Below are 17,876 nucleotides of genomic sequence, written 5' to 3'. Positions count from 1 at the left end.
AAGCTCGATGCTTTCGAACAGCGGCGGCGAAACCATGTTGCCGCACACGGCCACGCGCAGGGGCTGGAACATGTTCTTCGGCTTGATGTCCATGGGCTCGCACAGCGCACGGCAGGCTTCCTGCAGCGCGTCGCATTCCCAGGCGCGGCTCTCGTCGGCCAGGATGTCGCGGCATGCGCGCAGGGCCTCGTCGGCGCGGGCGCCTTCCTTCTTCAGGACCTTGTTGACGCTCTTCTCGTCGAGCGTGACGTTTGCGCCCCAGAACATGTAGGGCAGCTTTTCGGCGGCGTCGGTCAGGTGCGTCTCGCGCTCGGCCAGCAGCGGATGCAGCGCGGCGTACCACTCGGGGCGCGCGTCGATGTCCTCGGCGGTGGCGCCGGCTTCGATCAGCCACGGGCGGGAGGCCTCGACCCAGTCTTTCGCGTCCATGGCCTTGATGTACTGGCCGTTCATCCAGTCGAGCTTGGTCTCGTCGAACACGGCGTCTTTCTTGGTGATGCGGTCCAGACCGAACTTCTCGCACAGCGTGGCGCGGTCGATGATGGTGGTCTCGCCGTCCAGGCTCCAGCCCAGAAGCGCCAGGAAGTTCACCATGGTGTCGGACAGGTAGCCGCGCTCGGCGTATTCCTCGACGCTCGTGGCGCCGTGGCGCTTGGACAGCTTCTTGCCGTCGCCGCCCAAGATCATGGACAGGTGCGCGAAGGTGGGCGCGGGCAGGCCCAGCGCCTCGTAGATCAGGATCTGGCGCGGGGTGTTGGACAGGTGGTCGTCGCCGCGGACCACGTGGGTGATCTTCATGTTGGCGTCGTCGCACACCACGGCGAAGTTATAGGTGGGGGTGCCGTCGGTGCGCACCAAGATCATGTCGTCCATGACCTCGGCGGGGAAGCTCATATGGCCGTACACCGCGTCGTCGAATTCGATCGGGCCGTGGTTCTCGGGAACCTTCAGGCGCCACACGTGCGGCTCGCCGGCCTCGATGCGGGCCTGGGCCTCTTCGGCGGGCATGTTGCGGCAGGTGCGGTCATAGCCTGCGTAGCCGCCTTCGCTTTTCTCGGCGGCCTCGCGCTTGGCGTCGAGCTCTTCTTTCGTGCAGAAGCACGGGTACACGGCGCCGCGTTCCTTCAGCGTCTCGAGCGCGGCGGTGTAGGTGTCGAAGCGCTCGGTCTGCTTGTACGGGCCGAACTCGCCGCCGACCTCGGGACCTTCGTCCCAATCGAGGCCGAGCCAGCGCATGGCGCGCAAGATGATCTGCGTGTTCTCCTCGGTGGAACGCTCGGGGTCGGTGTCCTCGATGCGCAGGATGAACTTGCCGCCCATGGCGCGGGCGAACGCCCAGTTGTAGATGGCGGTGCGGGCGCCGCCGATATGCAGCTTGCCGGTGGGCGAAGGCGCGAAGCGGACGCGTACGGTGTCGGTCATGCCGAGTTCCTTTCTTCAGGTGCGAGAAGGTATGCGGTAGACGCGCGGGACGCTCGTCGGGAGCGCGTTTCCGCGCGGATGCGAAACGATGTTCGGTCGAGCGCGACGCTATGCGAAGCGTTTGCGCAGCAACCTCCCTATGATAAAACAAACAACGCAGGCCGCAACCGTGACGGCCAGCCACACGGCGCCCATTCCCAGCCAGAACGCAGGCGGATACATGCAGATGAGAAGCGAATCCCATGCGAAGGTCCAAGTTCCGTCGGCGAAGAACAGCGAATGGAACGCCGCGAAAAACCCGTCGAAATCCACGACGACCCAGGCGGCCAGCACGGCGAACACGGCGATCACCGCGATCGCGGCGCGGCTCAGCACCGCGCCGAATTCCTTCTTGCCGCAGCGCACGTACACGTGGGCGGCCGCCGCGATGCAGGCCGCGGCCACGGCCGCGAGCGCCCAGCGTATGCCGACCAGCACGTTGTAGACGTCGTCGAGGTGGTCGAGCGCGTCGTCGGTCAGGGTGTAGCGCTCGCCGAGCTTTTGAAGAGCCGTGGCTTTGTCGGCGCTTTGGGCCACGGCGGGCGAGACGTCGGATGCCGCCTGCGCGATCGTATCGAGCGTGGCGGCGCGGTCGGCTCCGTCCACCGTGTAGTCGCGCGTGAGCGCGGCCAGCCCCACGAGGGCCTCCTTGCCGTAGGGCGAGTCGGCGTCGTTGCTCGTGGCCTGCGCGAGGAAAAGGGTGGTGGGGCGTGCGCAGCAGGCGAAAAGCCCTGCCGTCGCCAGCAGCACGGCGAGCGTTGCCGTGGCGACGATACGGGCGATCATGTTCAATGTTTTCAAGGAATCCTCCTGTTCGGTTTCGTGCGCCTATTATGCCGCATGCGTGCCCGACGGCCGCGCCTTGCGTGCGATTCTCGCGAAAGGCGCTTGTTTTGCAGGGGTCTTCGTTTTGCGGTCGGCACGGCGCGGGCGCCGTCGTGCGCCGATGAGGGCGACCTGGGTTTTCGCGGTTTGCCGGGGGATTGAGCCGAGGACATGCGCAGTGCCGCATGACGGCGGGTGGCGATTTCATGGACGGCGTGTACCCGCTTGCCGCCGCTGCGCTTTCACGATATTATTTCGGAGTTTGAGGGCCGTGGCGAAAGCCGCGGTGCTTCATATGTAATATATGCAGCCGTTTATCCAGAGTCGGGGGAGAGGGTTGGCTTGCCGATCCCGACACCAACCTGGCGCGTCAGCCAAGGTGGTCCTGCCAACAACGATGAAGGAGGAATCGTGACCGATACCCATTCCAGCTACGTCTTCACGTCCGAGTCCGTGACCGAAGGCCATCCCGACAAGATCTGCGACCAGATTTCCGACGCCATCCTCGACGCCATCCTTTCCAAGGAAATCGCGTTGGCCGAAGAGGGCTACATCGCGCCGTCCGGCCAGCCGGCCGACCCGACCCAGCTGCGCTGCGCGTGCGAGACGCTCGTCACCACCGGCATGGTGGTCGTGGCGGGCGAGATCCGCACCCAGTCCTATGTGGACGTGCAGGAAATCGTGCGCGGCGTGCTCTCCGACATCGGATACGATCGCGCCAAGTACGGCTTCGACGCCAGCACCTGCGGCGTGATGAACGCCATCCACGAGCAGAGCTCCGACATCGCTCAGGGCGTCGACGAGTCCTGGGAGGCCCAGCACGGCGCCGACGTGGAGGCCGACCCCTACGAGAGCGTCGGCGCAGGCGACCAGGGCATGATGTTCGGATACGCGTGCAACGAGACGTCCACGCTCATGCCGATGCCGATCTATCTGGCGCATCGTCTGTCCGAGCGCCTGACCGAGGTTCGCAAGAACAAGACCCTTCCGTATCTGCGTCCCGACGGCAAGACGCAGGTGTCCGTGCGCTACGAGAACGGCGTCCCCGCCGCCGTCGAGACGGTGGTCGTTTCGACGCAGCACTCCGAAGACATCGACAACGACACGCTTCGCCGCGACGTCGTCGAACAGGTGATCAAGCCGGTCATGGAGGCCGAAGGCGTCGTGCTCGACGAAAACGCGGGCATCCACATCAATCCCACCGGCCGCTTCGTCGTGGGCGGCCCCATGGGCGACGCGGGCCTTACCGGCCGCAAGATCATCGTCGACACCTACGGCGGCATGGGCCGTCACGGCGGCGGCGCCTTCTCCGGCAAGGACTGCACGAAGGTCGACCGCTCCGGCGCCTACGCTGCGCGCTGGGTGGCCAAAAACGTCGTGGCCGCAGGCCTGGCCGACCGCTGCGAGGTTCAGATCGCCTACGCCATCGGCATGGCGCACCCCGTTTCGGTTCTGGTGGAGACCTTCGGCACCAACAAGGTGGCCATCGAAGACATCGAGCGCGCGGTCGAGGAAGTCTTCGACCTGCGTCCGGGCGCGATCATCGACGCGCTCGACCTGCGCCGCCCGATCTATCGCCTGACCAGCAATTACGGTCACTTCGGCCGCGAGCTCCCCGAATTCACGTGGGAGCGCACCGACCGTGCCGACGCCCTGCGCGCGGCCTGCGGCCTGTAAGAGGGCGAACCCCGCATTGCCGAAGCGGCGCGAACGGCCGCTTCTATGCAAGAGTATCGAGGCGTTCTTCGACGGCGACGTCGGAGGACGCCTTTATTTTGTACGTTTTTTGCAGTTGGCGGTCTTTTATGGGGCCGAAAACGGCGCATTGCGGCTCGGCGCGTCTATCGCAAATCGCGCGACCAGGCGTTTTGCTGAAGCATCGCGGACCGACGGCGCGAAATCGGCTGGAAAAAGACCGCCAACTGCAAATATCATGCAGATAATCGTTCGATCATGACGGCGGCGGCGAGGGAAGGAGCTGCAGGGCATATGCGGACCGTTGCGGTGGTGCTTGATATCCAGACCCAGGCGCTCGACACGACCTACACCTACGCCGTCCCCGACGATATGGACGGCGTGCAGGTGGGCTGCGCCGTGCTGGTCGAGTTCGGCCGCCGTCGCGCGGTGGGCTACGTCATGGCCGAAGAAGGCGACGCCGACTCCTTCTTCGACGAACCCGCCGACGCTGCCGTAAGCGTCCCCGGCCGCATGTGCTTCGTGGACGACATACGCGGCGAAGGAGCTCCTCGCGAAAAGAAACAGGAGCTCAAAGCCGTTTTGGCCGTGTTGTCCGCGCCGTATTTCGACGAAGACGGAGCGGCGCTTATCGAATACATCGCCCATGCCTATCTGGCGCCGCTGAGCTCGTGCGTGCATCTTCTGACGCCCGCGGGCCGCACGCCGAAGGTGGTCAAGCGCGAAGACGGCTGGGAGCTGCAAAAGCCGGCCCGCCGCCGCAAGGCGAAAAACGCCGATGCGGATGCGCCTCTTGCGACCGACGCCGAGCTTGCCCGCCGTGCGCACGCCCTCGAAACGTTCGAACTGACCGAAGGGCAGCGCCGCGCCTTCGATGCGGTGCGCGCCTGCGTCGAGCGCAGCTGCGGCGACGTCGTGGTGATCGACGGCGTGACGGGCTCGGGCAAGACCGAGGTGTATCTGCGCGCCATCCGGCGCAGTCTCGAACTGGGGCGCGGCGCCATCGTGCTCGTGCCCGAAATCGCGCTCACGCCGCAGACGGTTTCGCGCTTCGAAAGCCGCTTCGGCGCCACGGTCGCCGTCATGCATTCCCGTATGACGCAGGCCGAGCGCTTCGACCAGTGGGAGGCCGTGCGCCGCGGCGAGAAGCGCGTCGTGGTGGGCGCGCGCAGCGCCCTGTTCTGCCCGATGCCTTCGCTGGGCGTCGTCGTGATCGACGAGGAGCACGAAAGCACGTACAAGCAGGAAAGCGCCCCGCGCTACCATGCGCGCGATGTGGCCGCCTGGATGGCGAAGCGCCACGGCGCCGCGCTCGTGCTGGGCAGCGCGACCCCGTCGATCGAGACGCTGTGCCGCTGCAAGGCCGATCCGTCCTGGCATCGCGTGGCGCTTCCCGAACGCGCCAACGGCAAGCCCATGCCCGAGGTGCGCGTGATCGACATGGCGTGCGAATTCGGCAGCGGCTCGCGCTCGATGTTCGCGCGTGAGCTGGTGTCCGACCTGCACGCCGCGCTCGATGCGGGCCGCAAGGCGGTGCTGCTTTTGAACCAGCGCGGCTTCGCGAGCTTCGTGCTCTGCCGCGATTGCGGCTTCGTGCCCGAATGCCCCACCTGTTCGGTGTCTTTGACCTACCACGAGCGCGGCAACATGCTGGCGTGCCATCATTGCGGCCGCCGCATGCCCGCCCCGCCGGTGTGTCCCGCCTGCGGGAGCCCGTACCTGAAGAAGTTCGGCGCCGGCACCCAGCGCGTCGAAGCGGAGCTGCGCAATCTGCTGGCCGACCGCCCCGAGGTGAGGATCGTGCGCATGGACGCCGACACCACGTCGACGCGCGACGCCCATGCGCGCCTGCTCGACGAGTTCGCGCGCCCGGGCGCGGCGGTCCTGCTGGGCACGCAGATGATCGCGAAGGGCCTCGATTTCGACGACGTGGTGCTGGTGGGCGTGATCGATGCCGACACCCAGCTGCGCCTGCCCGACTTCCGCAGCGCCGAGCGCACGTTCGACCTGGTCGAACAGGTGGCGGGCCGCGCCGGACGCGGCGCGTTCGAAGGCCGCGTGCTCGTGCAGACCTACATGCCCGAAAGCTGCGCGATCCAGGCGGCGGCGGCATACGACCGCAGGCGCTTTCTCGCCGACGAGTTGCCCAAGCGCAAGCTGCTGGGCTATCCGCCCTACGTGCGTCTGGTCAACATCTTGGTCTGGGGCGATAAGGTCGAAGAGGTGCGCGAGGTCGCGATCGGGCTGTCCGAGCAGGTCGAGAAGATGATCCGCGACGTGGCGGGCGAGGGCTGGACGAGCCTCGGCGCCGCGCCCTGCGCGATCGACAAGCTGCGCGGCAGCCATCGCTGGCATATTCTGATCAAAGCGCCCGTCGACGCCGACATCGCCGCGGCCATCGCTCCGGCGATCAGGGGGAGGCGCGCGCACAAGCGCGTCAACGTGGCCTGCGACGTCGATCCCCTCAGTTTGCTGTAGAAGGGCTGCGGCCCGCGTTCGCGCGTCTGTTTTCGGGCGCATGCGGTGCGTCGCGTCCGTTCGGCGCCCCGTTGTGTGGAGCAATTTCGGTTTTGCGACCCGCGCGGCCCCTGATGGGGCCGCCGGCGGGCATGGGGCGGCATGCTTTCCGGTATACTCGCGGCTGAAAAATTGCGGTTTGACAATACGGATAGAGGTTTGAATCATGGCATTCGATACGCTCAAGGTGGTCACGTATCCCGACACCACGCTGCGCCAGGTGTGCGAGGTGTGCGACCCCAACGACAAAACGCTCAAAAAGCTTGCTCGCCAGATGGCGAAAACCATGTATAAGAACAACGGCTGCGGCCTCGCGGCTCCTCAGGTCGGCGTGCTCAAGCGCATTATCGTGGTCGATTGCGACCAGGAAGACGGCGAGCAGAATCCCATCGTCATGGTGAACCCGGTGCTGGTGGAGACTCGCGGCCGCGAAGTGGTCGACGAGGAAGGCTGCCTTTCGTGCCCCGGCATCTCGGTGCCTATCCGTCGCAAAGAATACGCGGTCGTGCGCTATCTCGACCTCGACGGCGAAGAATGGATGATCGAGGGCGACGGCCTTTTGGGTCGCTGCCTGCAGCATGAGATCGACCACCTCGACGGCAAGACCCTCTTCGAATCCTGCGACCTTTCCGCACGCATCCAGGCGCTGCACGATTACGAGGAGGCCAAGGCCGCGGGCGCCAAGCCGGGCGAGACCCGCATCTAGCAGTCGAGTCGGCGCTGATTTCGCATCAGGCCGGAAAGGTGATGCGCATGCGTATCGTTTTCATGGGAACGCCCGATTTCGCGGCGAATATCCTACGTGAATTGAAAGAACAGCACGACATCGCGGCCGTCTACACGCGTCCCGACGCCGTGCGCGGCCGCGGCAAGGCGCTCGAGCCTTCGCCCGTCAAGAAGGTCGCGCTCGAGGCGGGCATCCCCGTGTTCGAGCCGCGCACCCTGCGTGACGAAGACGAGCTTTCTCGCCTGCGCGACCTCGCCCCCGACGCGATCTGCGTCGCGGCGTACGGCAAGATTTTGCCTCAGGAGGTGCTCGACATTCCCGAGCATGGCTGCCTGAACGTGCACGCCTCGCTTCTGCCGAAGTATCGCGGCGCCGCTCCGATCGAGCGCGCGATCCTCGCAGGCGAGCGCGAAGCCGGCGTGTGCATCATGTGCATGGAGGCGGGCCTCGACACCGGCGACTACTGCGTCAGCAGGTCGTGCGAAATCGGCGACATGAACTGCGCGGCCTTGACCGCCGAGCTGGCCGATCTGGGCGCTCGCGCCCTGCTTTCGGCGCTTTATGCGATCGAGGAAGGCGCGGTGCGTTGGACGGTGCAAGACGACGCCGAGGCCACGTACGCCGAAAAGATCGGCAAGGGCGAACTCAACATCGACCCCGCCGACACGGTCGACGTCAACCTGCGTCGCGTGCGCGCGTCGAGCGCCGCGCATCCGTGCCGCTGCACGGTGGCGGGCAAAAACGTCACGGTTCTCGAGGCCGAGCGTCCCCAGGACGAGGAGGGCGAGGCCCTTGCGGCCCCCGGCGCGGTCGCGTTTCGCGCCAAGCGCCTGTTCGTCGGCTGTGCGGACGGAGCGCTGGAAATCGTCTCGGTGAAACCGGACGGCAAGAAGGAAATGAACGCGGCGGCATTCGCCAGCGGCGTGCAGAATATCAAATCAGGCACTATGGTATGGGAGCGTATATAACATGACCGACCAGCATCAAGGCGGGTATCGAGGAGCAGCGGGACGCGGCGGCAACGGCGGCGGCCCTCGTCGTGGCGGCGCAGGCAGGCCTGCGGGCGGCCGCGGCGACGGACGTTCTTCCGGCGGCTATAAGAAATACGACGGCAAGAAGCCTTCGGGCGATTCGCGCGGCGGATACCGCGGCGGAAAGCCCGGCGAGGGCGGCTATCGCGGCGGCAAGCCCAACGGCGGCGGATACCGCGGCGGCAAGCCGGGCGAGGGCAAATCGTACGGTTCCGGCAAGCCCTCGTACAACGGGCGTCGCGACGACCGCGATTTCCGCAACGGCGATTCTCGCGGCGGCAAGCCGTACAAGAAGTACGACGGCCAGAAATCCGATCGCCAGGGCGGCTATCGCGGCAAGCCGGGCGATAAGCCCTTCGACAACAAGCGCCAGGGCGGCTACCGCGGTCCCAAGGACGGCGCGCGCGGCGGCCAGCGCGGCCCGAAGAAGTTCGATCGTCGTGACGACCGCCGCGACGACGAGCGTCGCACGCAGGTCGCTCCCGAGCGTCCCGTGATGACGAGCCCCCGCGCCTCTTCGCGCTTCGGCGCGTCCGAGGCCGCGGTCGAAAAAGACGTCCGCCCCGTGCGCGACGAGCGCGAGCAGCGTCCTCGTCGCAACGACCGTCCCCAGGGCGACGCTCGCCGCGGTTCGCGCGACGGCGGTTCCCGCGGCGCACGCGGCGGCCGTCCTCAGCCCGTGAAGCTTTCGCCGGGCCGTGCGGCGGCGTGCGAGATCGGACGCATCGTGCGCGAGCGCGAGGCCTTCGTCTCCGAAGTGACCCCTTCGGTCATCGCCAAGCATGAGGGCATCTCGCCCGAGGATGCGGCGTTCGCCACCAAGATCGCCCGCGGCGTCACCTCGACGCTCGGCACGCTCGACGAGTTCATCGACCGCAACCTGCGTTCGCCCGAAGACATCCAGGACGACGTGCGCGACGCGCTGCGCGTGAGCGCCTATGAGCTGCTCTTCCTGGGCAAGGACGCCTACGCCGCGGTCGACCAGGGCGTCGAGCTGGTGCGTTCGGTCCAGCCCAAGGCATCCGGCCTGGCCAATTCGGTCCTGCGCAAGATGTCGACGAGCGCGAAGAAGTTCCCTTACGGCAACCCCGACCTGAGCCTTCAGGTGCTTGCCCGCTCCCAGGCGTTCCCGCTGTGGTTCGCCAAGCGCCTCATGAACGAGATGGGCCTCAAGCAGGCCACCGAATTCATGCGCGCGAGCAATGCCGACGCGCCGGTCTTTATCGCCGTCAACCCGATCAAGGCCGACGAGTCCGAGGTCGTCGAAGTGTTCGACCAGGCGGGAAGCCTGATGGAGCCCTCCGCGACCGTTCCGGGATGCTATCTGGTGAAAGACGCCCGCGTTCTGCGCAAGCCCGCCGTGCGCGCGCTGTTCGAGAACGGCAGCGTCTGCGTGTCCGACGAGTCCGCCCAGGCCATTGCGGCTCTGGCGTGCCCCGAAGGCGACGTCGAGGCGTTCTTGGAAATCGGCGCGGGCCGCGGCACCAAGACGATCCTCGTGCAGGGTAACGCGGTGCGCAAGTTCGGCCGTACCATTCCCATGGTGTCGGTCGACGACCACGCGTTCAAGGGCGAGCTTCTGGCCAAGCGCGCGGCGGCCTACGGAATCGAGTCGGTGCGCCCGCTGACGGCGGACGCCCGCAAGCTGTCCGAGAAGCTTCCCGAGGCTTCCTTCGACGTCGTCCTGGTGGACGCTCCCTGCTCGGGTGCGGGCACCATGCGCCGCCACCCCGAGATCCGCTGGCGCCTGACGGCCGAGCAGATCGAAGAGATGGCCGCGATCGAATACGACCTGCTCGCCGAAGCGGCGAAGATGGTCAAGCCCGGCGGCACGCTGACGTATGCCACCTGCACGGTGTTCGAGGCTGAAAACGCCCAGGTGGTCGACCGCTTCTGTCGCACGAAGTTCGGCGAGGCATTCGAAATCGAAGAGACGATCGCCACCACGCTGAGCGCTTCGGGCGCCGACGCCCATTACGCGGTTCGCATGAAGCGCGTTCGTTAAAGGCGTTTTCCACGCAATGAATAAGGCCGGAAAGGGTTGCCCTTTCCGGCCTTTCGTTTTGCGCGGAGGCGTTTCGGTTAATGCAGCGAAGACGGGTCGACGCCTTCCAATTCCAGCAGGTAGCGCTTGATCTTCGGCCCCGCCGCATAGCCCATGAGCTTGCCGCCCGTGCCGATCACGCGATGGCAGGGCACGATGATGGGGACGGGGTTTTTGTTGTTGGCCATGCCGACGGCGCGAAAGGCGCGCGGCTTGCCGATTTCTTCGGCGATGTCGGCATAGGTGCGGGTCTGTCCGTAGGGGATGGCGCGCAGGGCGTTCCATACTTCGAGCTGGAACGGCGTTCCCTGCAGGTCGACGGGCACGTCGAAGGCGCGCCGCCTGCCCGCGAAGTATTCCTGAAGCTGGGTGGCCGCCGTGTTGGTGAGGGCGCTCGGTCGGCGCGGCGCGTCGAAGGGGACGTCGCCGAAAGCGATGCGCGCGATGCCGTAGTCGCTGGCGACGATGGTGAGCCTGCCCGGAGGCATCGCGTAGACGAAGTGGTTCATGGCCGCCTTTCTTCCGGGACGTGCGCATGCATCCGTGCGCGCATGCGTAAGCTCCATTATGACACGAGCCGCGCGGCTACGGAGCGGACTCGTCGGTCGGACGCGTCGGCGAACGGCATGTGCCGGTCTGAGAGAAACTACGCAGGATTCGTGCAGCCTTTCGGGCAGCGTCCGGCGCTTGCGTTAGAATTGAGGCATCCAGCAGACCTTGTATGCCCACGAAAGGAATCCGATGTTCACCCAACCCCGCATCGCACCGTCCATCCTGTCGGCCGACTTCATGAATATGGAGCGCGACATCCGCGTGATCGAGGAAGGGGGAGCGGGCTTCGTCCACGTGGATGTCATGGACGGCCATTTCGTTCCCAACCTGACGCTCGGCGTTCCCTTCGTCAAGCAGCTCAAGCGCATCACCGACCTGCCGCTCGACGTGCATCTGATGATCTCGAACCCGCTCAATCAGCTGCCGTGGTTCCTCGAGCACGAGCCCGCGATCGTGTCGGTGCATGCCGAGGCCCTCGACGAACCCACCGGCGAATTCGACCGCGCGATCGACATGATCCACGAAGCGGGCGCCAAGGCGTGCCTCGCTTTGAAGCCCGACATGCGCGCCAGCGTGGTCGAGCCCTGCATCGATAAGCTCGATATGGTGCTTGTCATGAGCGTCTATCCCGGCTTCTCCGGCCAGAAATACATCGAAGGCACCGAGAAGAAGGTGGCCCGCGTGGTCGAAATCGCCCGTGCGGCCCAGGCGAGCCCCCTGATCGAGGTCGACGGCGGCCTGGGCGCCAATGACGCCACGCGCGCCGTAGCCGCTGCGGGCGCCGACGTGTTCGTCGCCGGCAACGCCGTGTTCGGCACGGCCGATCGCGCCGCGGCCATCGCCGCCATGGTGCAGACCGCCGACGAGGCCCGCACCGCCGCGATCGCGTAGCGTCATGGAGCGCATCTATCTCGACAACGCCGCCACCACGCCTTTGTCCGCCTGTGCGGCGCAGGCCATGGCTCCGTATCTGCAGGCGGGCGTCCAGGCGCCGTTCGGCAACGCGAATTCGGTCCATAGCGTGGGCCGCGAGGCGTTCGCGGCGCTCGAGGACGCACGCATGCGCACCTCCCGCGCGCTCGGCGCGAGCCGCCCCGACGAGGTGATCTTCACGTCGGGCGCCACCGAGGCCGATAATGCCGCCTTGCTGGGCATGGCCCTCGGCCAGCGCGAGCGTCGCAGGCTGAAGGGCGGCGCGGGCGGCCACGTGGTCATCTCGCGCGTCGAACACGACGCGGTATTGCAGTGCGCTTCCGCCCTCAAGCGCCTCGGGTTCGAGGCCTCCTTCGCCGAAAACGACGCAGCGGGCCGCGTGTCGCCCGATTCGCTCGAGGCGGCCATGCGCGACGACACGGTTCTCGTGAGCATCATGGCGGTCAACAACGAAGTGGGCACCGTGATGGATACCGCGGCCTTGGCGGCCGTGGCGCACAAGCACGGCGCGCTGTTCCATGTCGACGCCGTCCAGGCGCTCGGCAAGATAGCCTTCGACGTGCGCGCGCTCGGCGTGGATGCGGCGTCGTTTTCGGCGCATAAGGTGGGCGGCCCCAAGGGCGTCGGCGTTTTGTACCTGAAGACGCGCACGCCTTTCGAGCCCCTGCTCGTGGGCGGCGGTCAGGAACGCGGCCTGCGCAGCGGCACTCAGAATGTCGCTGGCATCGTGGGATGCGCCGCCGCGATGGAGCATGCCGTGCGCGAGCAGGCCGCGTTCGCGCAGCGTACGCGCGCATGGCGCGACGAGCTCTACGAGAAGCTCTGCATGCATCCGTCCGTGCGCGCGGCGGTCGGCGTCGCCCCTGGCGACGAGACGTTCGCCCCGCATATCGTGAGCATCTGCGTGCGCGGCATGGAAAGCCAGACCGCCATCTTGCAGCTCGACCTGCGCGGCGTGTGCGTTTCGGGAGGATCGGCATGCTCGTCGAATTCGCTCGACCCCTCGCACGTGCTTGCCGCGATCGGCGTGCCTCGCAATCTGGCCCAGGGGCTTTTGCGCATCTCGTTCGGCGAATATACCGAACGTGGCCATATCGATGCGTTCATCTCGGCGTTCGAGGAGGTTGTCTCATGACCGATCTTGTGACGATGCATACCCATTCGACGTTTTGCGGCCATGCGAAAGACGCGCTGTCCGACGTGGTGGATGCCGCTCGCGAGGCGGGCGTGCGCGTGGTGGCCGCTACCGAGCATTACCCGGTGGGCGACAAGATCGACCCCACGGGCCATTCGAGCATGCGCGCCGAGCTTCTGGAAGACTACTGCGCCGCCGTGCTCGCCGAGCGCGATCGCGTGCCCGATATGGAGGTCCTTCTGGGCTGCGAGCTCGATTGGCTCGGCGACGACGAAGAGCGCGACCTGCGCTGCGAGGATTTCGACCGCTTCGATATCGTGCTCGGATCGGTCCACTTCGTCGACGGATGGCTCATCAACGGCAGCCGCCATGCGCAGCGCTGGGAAAGCGCCGATGTGGACGCGGCGTGGTTGCGCTACATCGAGCTGTGGTGCGACGCCGCGACGAGCGACGCTCCCTTCACCGTGATGTCGCATCCCGACGTGGTGAAGAAGTTCGCGCATTATCCGTCGTTCGACCTTGCTCCGCATTACGAGCGCATGGCCGAGGCCGCGGCGGCGGGCGGGCGCATGATCGAGGTCAACACCTCGGGCCTGTTCGCGCCCTGCGCGCAGATGTATCCCGCCCCCGACCTTCTGAGCGCGTTCGCCCGCGTGGGCGTGCCGTGCACGGTGGGAACCGACGCGCATAAGGCCGACCATGCTGCGCGCGGCGTGCGCGAGGCGTACGACCTCATGCGCGCTGCGGGATATCGCAAGCTCGCCGTGCCGGGGTACGGCCGCGGGGTGCGTTTCTGGGATTTGTAGGCGGCCTGTGCCGCATGGCTGCGCGCAAGCGCGGCCGACCGAAGGAGGTTTTCATGGACGAGCCGTTCCAGGAGGGCGCGCAGGCGTCCGAATCGCAGTTGAGAGCCGTCGCGAGCGGGCCTTTGGCCTCGCAGCGCGCCGAGCGTCCCGAAACGGTCGGGCAGCTCGTGCAGGGGCTTTCGGCGCTTTTCCCTCCGTCCGACGCGGAGCCGTGGGACAGGACGGGCCTTTCGGTGGGCGATGCGTCCACGACGCTTCGCGGCGTCGCCACGGCGCTCGACCCGACGGTCGACGCCATCCGTCGCGCCCAGGCGGCGGGTGCGAACGTGCTGTTGACGCATCATCCCGCATATCTCGAGCCGCCCGCGCCGATCGGACCGCGCGCGAGCGGGGCGAACGCGGCGGGGCAGGCGGTCTATGAGGCCGCGGTCCGCGGCGTCGCCTTGGTGAACTACCATACCGCGCTCGATGTGAGCGCCGCCGCGCAGGGGATGCTTCCCGGCATGCTCTCGCTCGAGCGCACGGGCGTGCTCGATCCGCTTGCGCGCGATGCGCGCCTCGGATACGGCCAGGTGTGCGTGCCGCGGGCTTCCGACGGCGCTTTGACGCTCGAGGCGCTCGCGCTGCGCTGCACCGCGGTGTTCGGCCGTGCTCCGCGCATGTGGGGCGATCCCGACATGCCGGTCGAAACCGTCGCCACGTGGACGGGTTCGGCGGGCCCTGCCGCCGACTTGTGCATCGAACAGGGAATCGACGTGCTCGTCTGCGGCGAAGTGAAGTATCATACGGCCCTCGACGCGGCATCGGCGGGACTCGCTCTGATCGAGCTCGGCCACGACGTGTCGGAACTGCCGTTCGCGGCGGTTCTCGCCGAGGCGGCGGCAAGCCTCGGCGTGCCGCGCGAATCGATAACCTGCCTCGCGCAGGATCGCAACTGGAGCAACCCCGAAAGCAGGAGGGTATAGCATGCAAGCCACATCGGACCAGATCATCGGCCTTACGAAGCTGCAGCACGTCGACCTGTCGATCGCGCAGCTCGAGTGCCGCATCGACGCGCTGCCGCAGAAGCAGGGCATCGCCGAGGCGCGCGAGAAGCGCTCCGCCATCCAGCAGAAGCGCCGTGCTCTGCTGGGTGCGCGCAAAGACGCCGAAACCCAGATAGCGTCGCTGCGCGAGCAGGAACAGGCCCAGGTCGAAAAGCTCGAGGCCGCCCAGCGCGCCATCGAGGAGGCGGCGGGCGACTACCGCGTCGCGACGGCCCGTAGCGCTGAGCTCGAAGAGATTTCGCAGGTCCAGGCCGAAATCGCGGAGCAGATCGCGTCGATCGCGGCGCGCCTGGCCGATATCGAAGGCATGGAGCCGCAGATCGACGCCATGCTCTCCCGCCTCGACCAGCGCGAGTTCGCGCTGGTCGAGGAATACCGCCGCGAAGGGGGAGCGCTTCTGGCCAAGATCGGCGAGCTCAAAGGCGAGCGCGCGCAGCTCGTCGAGGCCGTCGGCGCCGATATCATGGCCGTCTACGACCGCATCGCCCGCGCCAAGCAGGGCGTGGCCCTGGCGCATCTGGTCGACGGCGCGTGCAATACGTGCAGGACGAAAATCGACCCGAGCAAGGTCTTGGTGCTGCGCAGCGAATACCCGCTGTCCCAGTGCCCGCACTGCGGTCGCCTCATGGTAGTCGACAAGCGCTATGCGGGGTAAAAAAGAGTATTGTCACAGGTATTTCTGCATGCTATAGTAGACAAGCTTTACGCTTGCATCCAGATGAAATCTGATAGTAATGGAGTGAATGATTATGTCTAAGGTTTGCGAAATTTGCGGTAAGGCCCCTCAGGCGGGTCGTTCCATCAGCCACTCTCACCGCGTCACCAACCGTAAGTTCCGCCCGAACATCCAGAATGTGACCGTCGTCGAGAAGAACGGCACGGTGCACAAGAAGAACGTTTGCACCAAATGCATGAAGGCCGGCAAGGTTACCCGCGCGTAAATAAGCCACGCTATGTGCAAAAGCCCGCATATGCGGGCTTTTTTGTGTTCGTTTTCGCATAGAACCGCTGGAAAAGGGCGGTATCGCGGTCGGGTGTCCTTCGCAAGGGCTATACTTTACGGTTGCATTAGCAGTCGTGAGAAAGGAATGAGTTCATGACGCAGCAGGTTTCCGGCAATCTTCACGTTTCCAACGACGTTCTCGCCGATCTGGCCGGCAACGCCGCCCTCGGCTGCTACGGCATCGTGGGCATGGCGGCTCCTACCGTTTCCGACGGCATCGCGAACATTCTGCCCGTCAATCGTCTTCGTCGCGGCGTCGTCGTCGCGGCCAAAGAGGATGGCGTGCATGTCGATCTGTACGTGGTGGTGGAGTACGGCACCAACATCAACGCCGTGTCCCAGAATCTCATCGACAACGTCACCTATATGCTGACCGAGCATGCCCAGGTGCCCGTCGCACGCGTCGAAGTGCACGTTCAGGGCATCAAGGTGCGCAAGTAGCGCAGGTTCCAAGGAGATATAGACATCTATGAGCAAGCATACGACCAACGACGTCCTCAATGCCGTTGCGGCCGCCACCAAGGCGCTGTCCGAACGCAAAGAGGAAGTGAATCGCCTCAACGTGTTCCCCGTCCCTGACGGAGACACGGGCACCAATATGTCTTTGACCATGCAGATGGTGGTCGACAACCTCGCCAAGCTCGAAATCGGCGCCACCAACGTCGAAATCCGCAAGGCCATCACCACCGGTGCGCTCATGGGCGCCCGCGGCAATTCGGGCGTCATCACCTCCCAGATCCTGCGCGGTCTGTGCGAGGGCTATGAGGGCCACGAAGAATTCGACACCGCCGCACTCGACTCTTGCTTCGCTCGTGCGGTCGAGGTCGCATTCCAAGCCGTGCGCAAGCCGGTCAAGGGCACGATTCTCACGGTCGTCGAAGACGCCGCCGCCGCGGCGAAGAAGGCTCGCAAGAAGAAGCTCTCCCTCGAGGAGGCCCTCGACGCCGTAGTGGCCGAGGCCTACGCTTCCGTGCAGCGCACCCCCGATTACCTTCCCGTCCTCAAAGAAAATAACGTCGTCGATGCCGGCGGTTTCGGCCTGGCCATCCTGATCGACGCCTTCGCCGCGTCTTTGACCGGCAAGGACGGCTTCGTGGGCGACGCCATGGCGTTCGCGCGCCCGGCTCCCAAGGTCGAAATCGAGCAGATCAACGACTGGGAGGGCTCCGCGTATCGTTACTGCACCGAGTTCCTCGTCCATTCCGACTCGATCGACGTCGACGAGGCGAAGGACTTCCTGCCCACGATGGGCGATTGCGACCTTATGGTGGGCATGCACCCCAACTTCAAGGTACATGTGCACTCCAACCGTCCCGACCAGGTTCTGGGGTGGTTCCTGACGCATGACGCGCAGATTTCCGAGGTGCATATCCACAACATGCAGCTCCAGAGCGAGGAGCGCACCGAGAAGCTCGAAAGCGAGAAGGCCGAGGCCCGCAAGCCTCTAGGCGTGGTCGCGGTGGCTCCCGGCGCCGGCAATGCCAAGATCCTCGAGTCGCTCGGCGTCGACGTGGTCGTCTCCGGCGGCCAGACCATGAATCCCTCTACGGCGGACATCCTGGAGGCGGTCAACAAGGTCAACGCCGATGCGGTGCTGATCCTGCCCAACAACAAAAACATCATCATGGCCTCTCAGGCCTGCGTCGACGTGTCCGAGAAGCCCTGCGCCGTGGTTCCCACCAAGAGCGTTCCGCAGGCGTTCTCCGCGCTGTTCGGCTTCGACCCCGAGGCTTCTCTCGAAGACAACGTCGAGTCCATGACCGACTCCTTCTCCGAGGTGAAGACCGGCGAGGTCACGCGCGCCATCAAGGACGCTAAAGACGCCCACGGCAACCCGATCAAGGACGGCGACGTCATCGGTATCGCCGACGGCTCCATCGAAAGCGTCGGCAGCGATGTCGCCGACGTGGTCATGGCGCTGCTCGAGGTCATGGGCGCCGACGAGGCCGACACCATGACCGTTCTCGCAGGCGAGCAGATGAGCGACGAAGAGCTCGACGCCCTGGTTGCGCGCATCGAAGAAGCCTACGAGGATATCGAGGTCGACCCGCATCGCGGCGATCAGGCGCTCTATCCCGTGGTGTTCTCCCTCGAATAACGA

The 17,876-nt window shown here is 65.9% G+C and carries 16 protein-coding genes; 13 read left to right on the top strand and 3 right to left on the bottom strand.

What is annotated here, in order from left to right; genetic code table 11:
• Nucleotides 1–1,422: glutamate--tRNA ligase (gltX, locus tag Q6E04_RS06485; protein ID WP_303249980.1), on the bottom strand; the 1,422-nt coding region annotated here is incomplete at its 3' end.
• Nucleotides 1,423–1,530: 108 nt separating this feature from the next.
• Nucleotides 1,531–2,262: a DUF1461 domain-containing protein gene (locus Q6E04_RS06480; protein ID WP_303249979.1), complete on the bottom strand. Its 732-nt coding sequence runs from the start codon at nucleotides 2,260–2,262 to the stop codon at nucleotides 1,531–1,533.
• 435 nt (nucleotides 2,263–2,697) lie between these two features.
• Here Q6E04_RS06480 and metK point away from each other — a divergent pair, with 435 nt between their 5' ends.
• From metK to Q6E04_RS06455, 5 genes are all read left to right on the top strand, one after another.
• Complete coding sequence (gene metK / locus Q6E04_RS06475; RefSeq protein WP_303249978.1) at nucleotides 2,698–3,963, top strand: methionine adenosyltransferase; 1,266 nt, start codon at nucleotides 2,698–2,700, stop codon at nucleotides 3,961–3,963.
• 312 nt (nucleotides 3,964–4,275) lie between these two features.
• On the top strand, nucleotides 4,276–6,459 hold the full coding sequence (gene priA, locus Q6E04_RS06470) for a primosomal protein N' (RefSeq protein WP_303249977.1): 2,184 nt from the start codon (nucleotides 4,276–4,278) through the stop codon (nucleotides 6,457–6,459).
• Between the two features lie 205 nt (nucleotides 6,460–6,664).
• On the top strand, nucleotides 6,665–7,204 hold the full coding sequence (gene def, locus Q6E04_RS06465; protein ID WP_303249976.1) for a peptide deformylase: 540 nt from the start codon (nucleotides 6,665–6,667) through the stop codon (nucleotides 7,202–7,204).
• 47 nt (nucleotides 7,205–7,251) lie between these two features.
• Complete coding sequence (fmt, locus tag Q6E04_RS06460) at nucleotides 7,252–8,193, top strand: methionyl-tRNA formyltransferase (RefSeq protein ID WP_303249975.1); 942 nt, start codon at nucleotides 7,252–7,254, stop codon at nucleotides 8,191–8,193.
• Between the two features lies 1 nt (nucleotide 8,194).
• Complete coding sequence (locus Q6E04_RS06455) at nucleotides 8,195–10,261, top strand: RsmB/NOP family class I SAM-dependent RNA methyltransferase (RefSeq protein ID WP_303249974.1); 2,067 nt, start codon at nucleotides 8,195–8,197, stop codon at nucleotides 10,259–10,261.
• 77 nt (nucleotides 10,262–10,338) lie between these two features.
• Here the strand turns inward: Q6E04_RS06455 and Q6E04_RS06450 are convergent, their stop codons facing one another.
• Nucleotides 10,339–10,809 (bottom strand): methylated-DNA--[protein]-cysteine S-methyltransferase, encoded by a 471-nt coding sequence (locus Q6E04_RS06450; protein ID WP_303249973.1) that lies wholly within the window; start codon nucleotides 10,807–10,809, stop codon nucleotides 10,339–10,341.
• A 232-nt stretch (nucleotides 10,810–11,041) separates the two neighbouring features.
• Here Q6E04_RS06450 and rpe point away from each other — a divergent pair, with 232 nt between their 5' ends.
• The 8 genes from rpe (at nucleotide 11,042) to Q6E04_RS06410 (ending at nucleotide 17,873) form a co-directional block, all read left to right on the top strand.
• Nucleotides 11,042–11,743 (top strand): ribulose-phosphate 3-epimerase, encoded by a 702-nt coding sequence (gene rpe, locus Q6E04_RS06445; RefSeq protein WP_303249972.1) that lies wholly within the window; start codon nucleotides 11,042–11,044, stop codon nucleotides 11,741–11,743.
• Between the two features lie 4 nt (nucleotides 11,744–11,747).
• The gene (locus Q6E04_RS06440) at nucleotides 11,748–12,920 is read left to right on the top strand and encodes a cysteine desulfurase family protein (RefSeq protein ID WP_303249971.1); all 1,173 of its coding nucleotides are present in this window, start codon (nucleotides 11,748–11,750) and stop codon (nucleotides 12,918–12,920) included.
• Entirely contained in the window at nucleotides 12,917–13,726 is an 810-nt protein-coding gene (locus Q6E04_RS06435; protein WP_303249970.1) for a histidinol-phosphatase HisJ family protein, read from the top strand. Before Q6E04_RS06440 ends, Q6E04_RS06435 begins: the two co-directional genes overlap by 4 nt.
• 53 nt (nucleotides 13,727–13,779) lie before the next feature.
• The gene (locus tag Q6E04_RS06430) at nucleotides 13,780–14,691 is read left to right on the top strand and encodes a Nif3-like dinuclear metal center hexameric protein (RefSeq protein ID WP_303249969.1); all 912 of its coding nucleotides are present in this window, start codon (nucleotides 13,780–13,782) and stop codon (nucleotides 14,689–14,691) included.
• A 1-nt stretch (nucleotide 14,692) separates the two neighbouring features.
• A complete protein-coding gene (locus tag Q6E04_RS06425) occupies nucleotides 14,693–15,427 on the top strand; it encodes a zinc ribbon domain-containing protein (RefSeq protein WP_303249968.1) in 735 nt (244 codons plus the stop codon).
• Nucleotides 15,428–15,521: 94 nt separating this feature from the next.
• Complete coding sequence (gene rpmB, locus Q6E04_RS06420; protein ID WP_303249967.1) at nucleotides 15,522–15,713, top strand: 50S ribosomal protein L28; 192 nt, start codon at nucleotides 15,522–15,524, stop codon at nucleotides 15,711–15,713.
• 155 nt (nucleotides 15,714–15,868) lie between these two features.
• Entirely contained in the window at nucleotides 15,869–16,216 is a 348-nt protein-coding gene (locus tag Q6E04_RS06415) for an Asp23/Gls24 family envelope stress response protein (protein ID WP_123197439.1), read from the top strand.
• A 28-nt stretch (nucleotides 16,217–16,244) separates the two neighbouring features.
• Nucleotides 16,245–17,873, top strand: coding sequence for a DAK2 domain-containing protein (locus Q6E04_RS06410; RefSeq protein WP_303249966.1), 1,629 nt, complete (start codon nucleotides 16,245–16,247; stop codon nucleotides 17,871–17,873).
• Nucleotides 17,874–17,876 lie beyond the last annotated feature (3 nt).

The sequence above is a fragment of the uncultured Slackia sp. genome (assembly GCF_959608125.1).
Lineage (GTDB): Bacteria > Actinomycetota > Coriobacteriia > Coriobacteriales > Eggerthellaceae > Slackia.
This window is presented reverse-complemented; position numbering and strand designations above follow the sequence as displayed.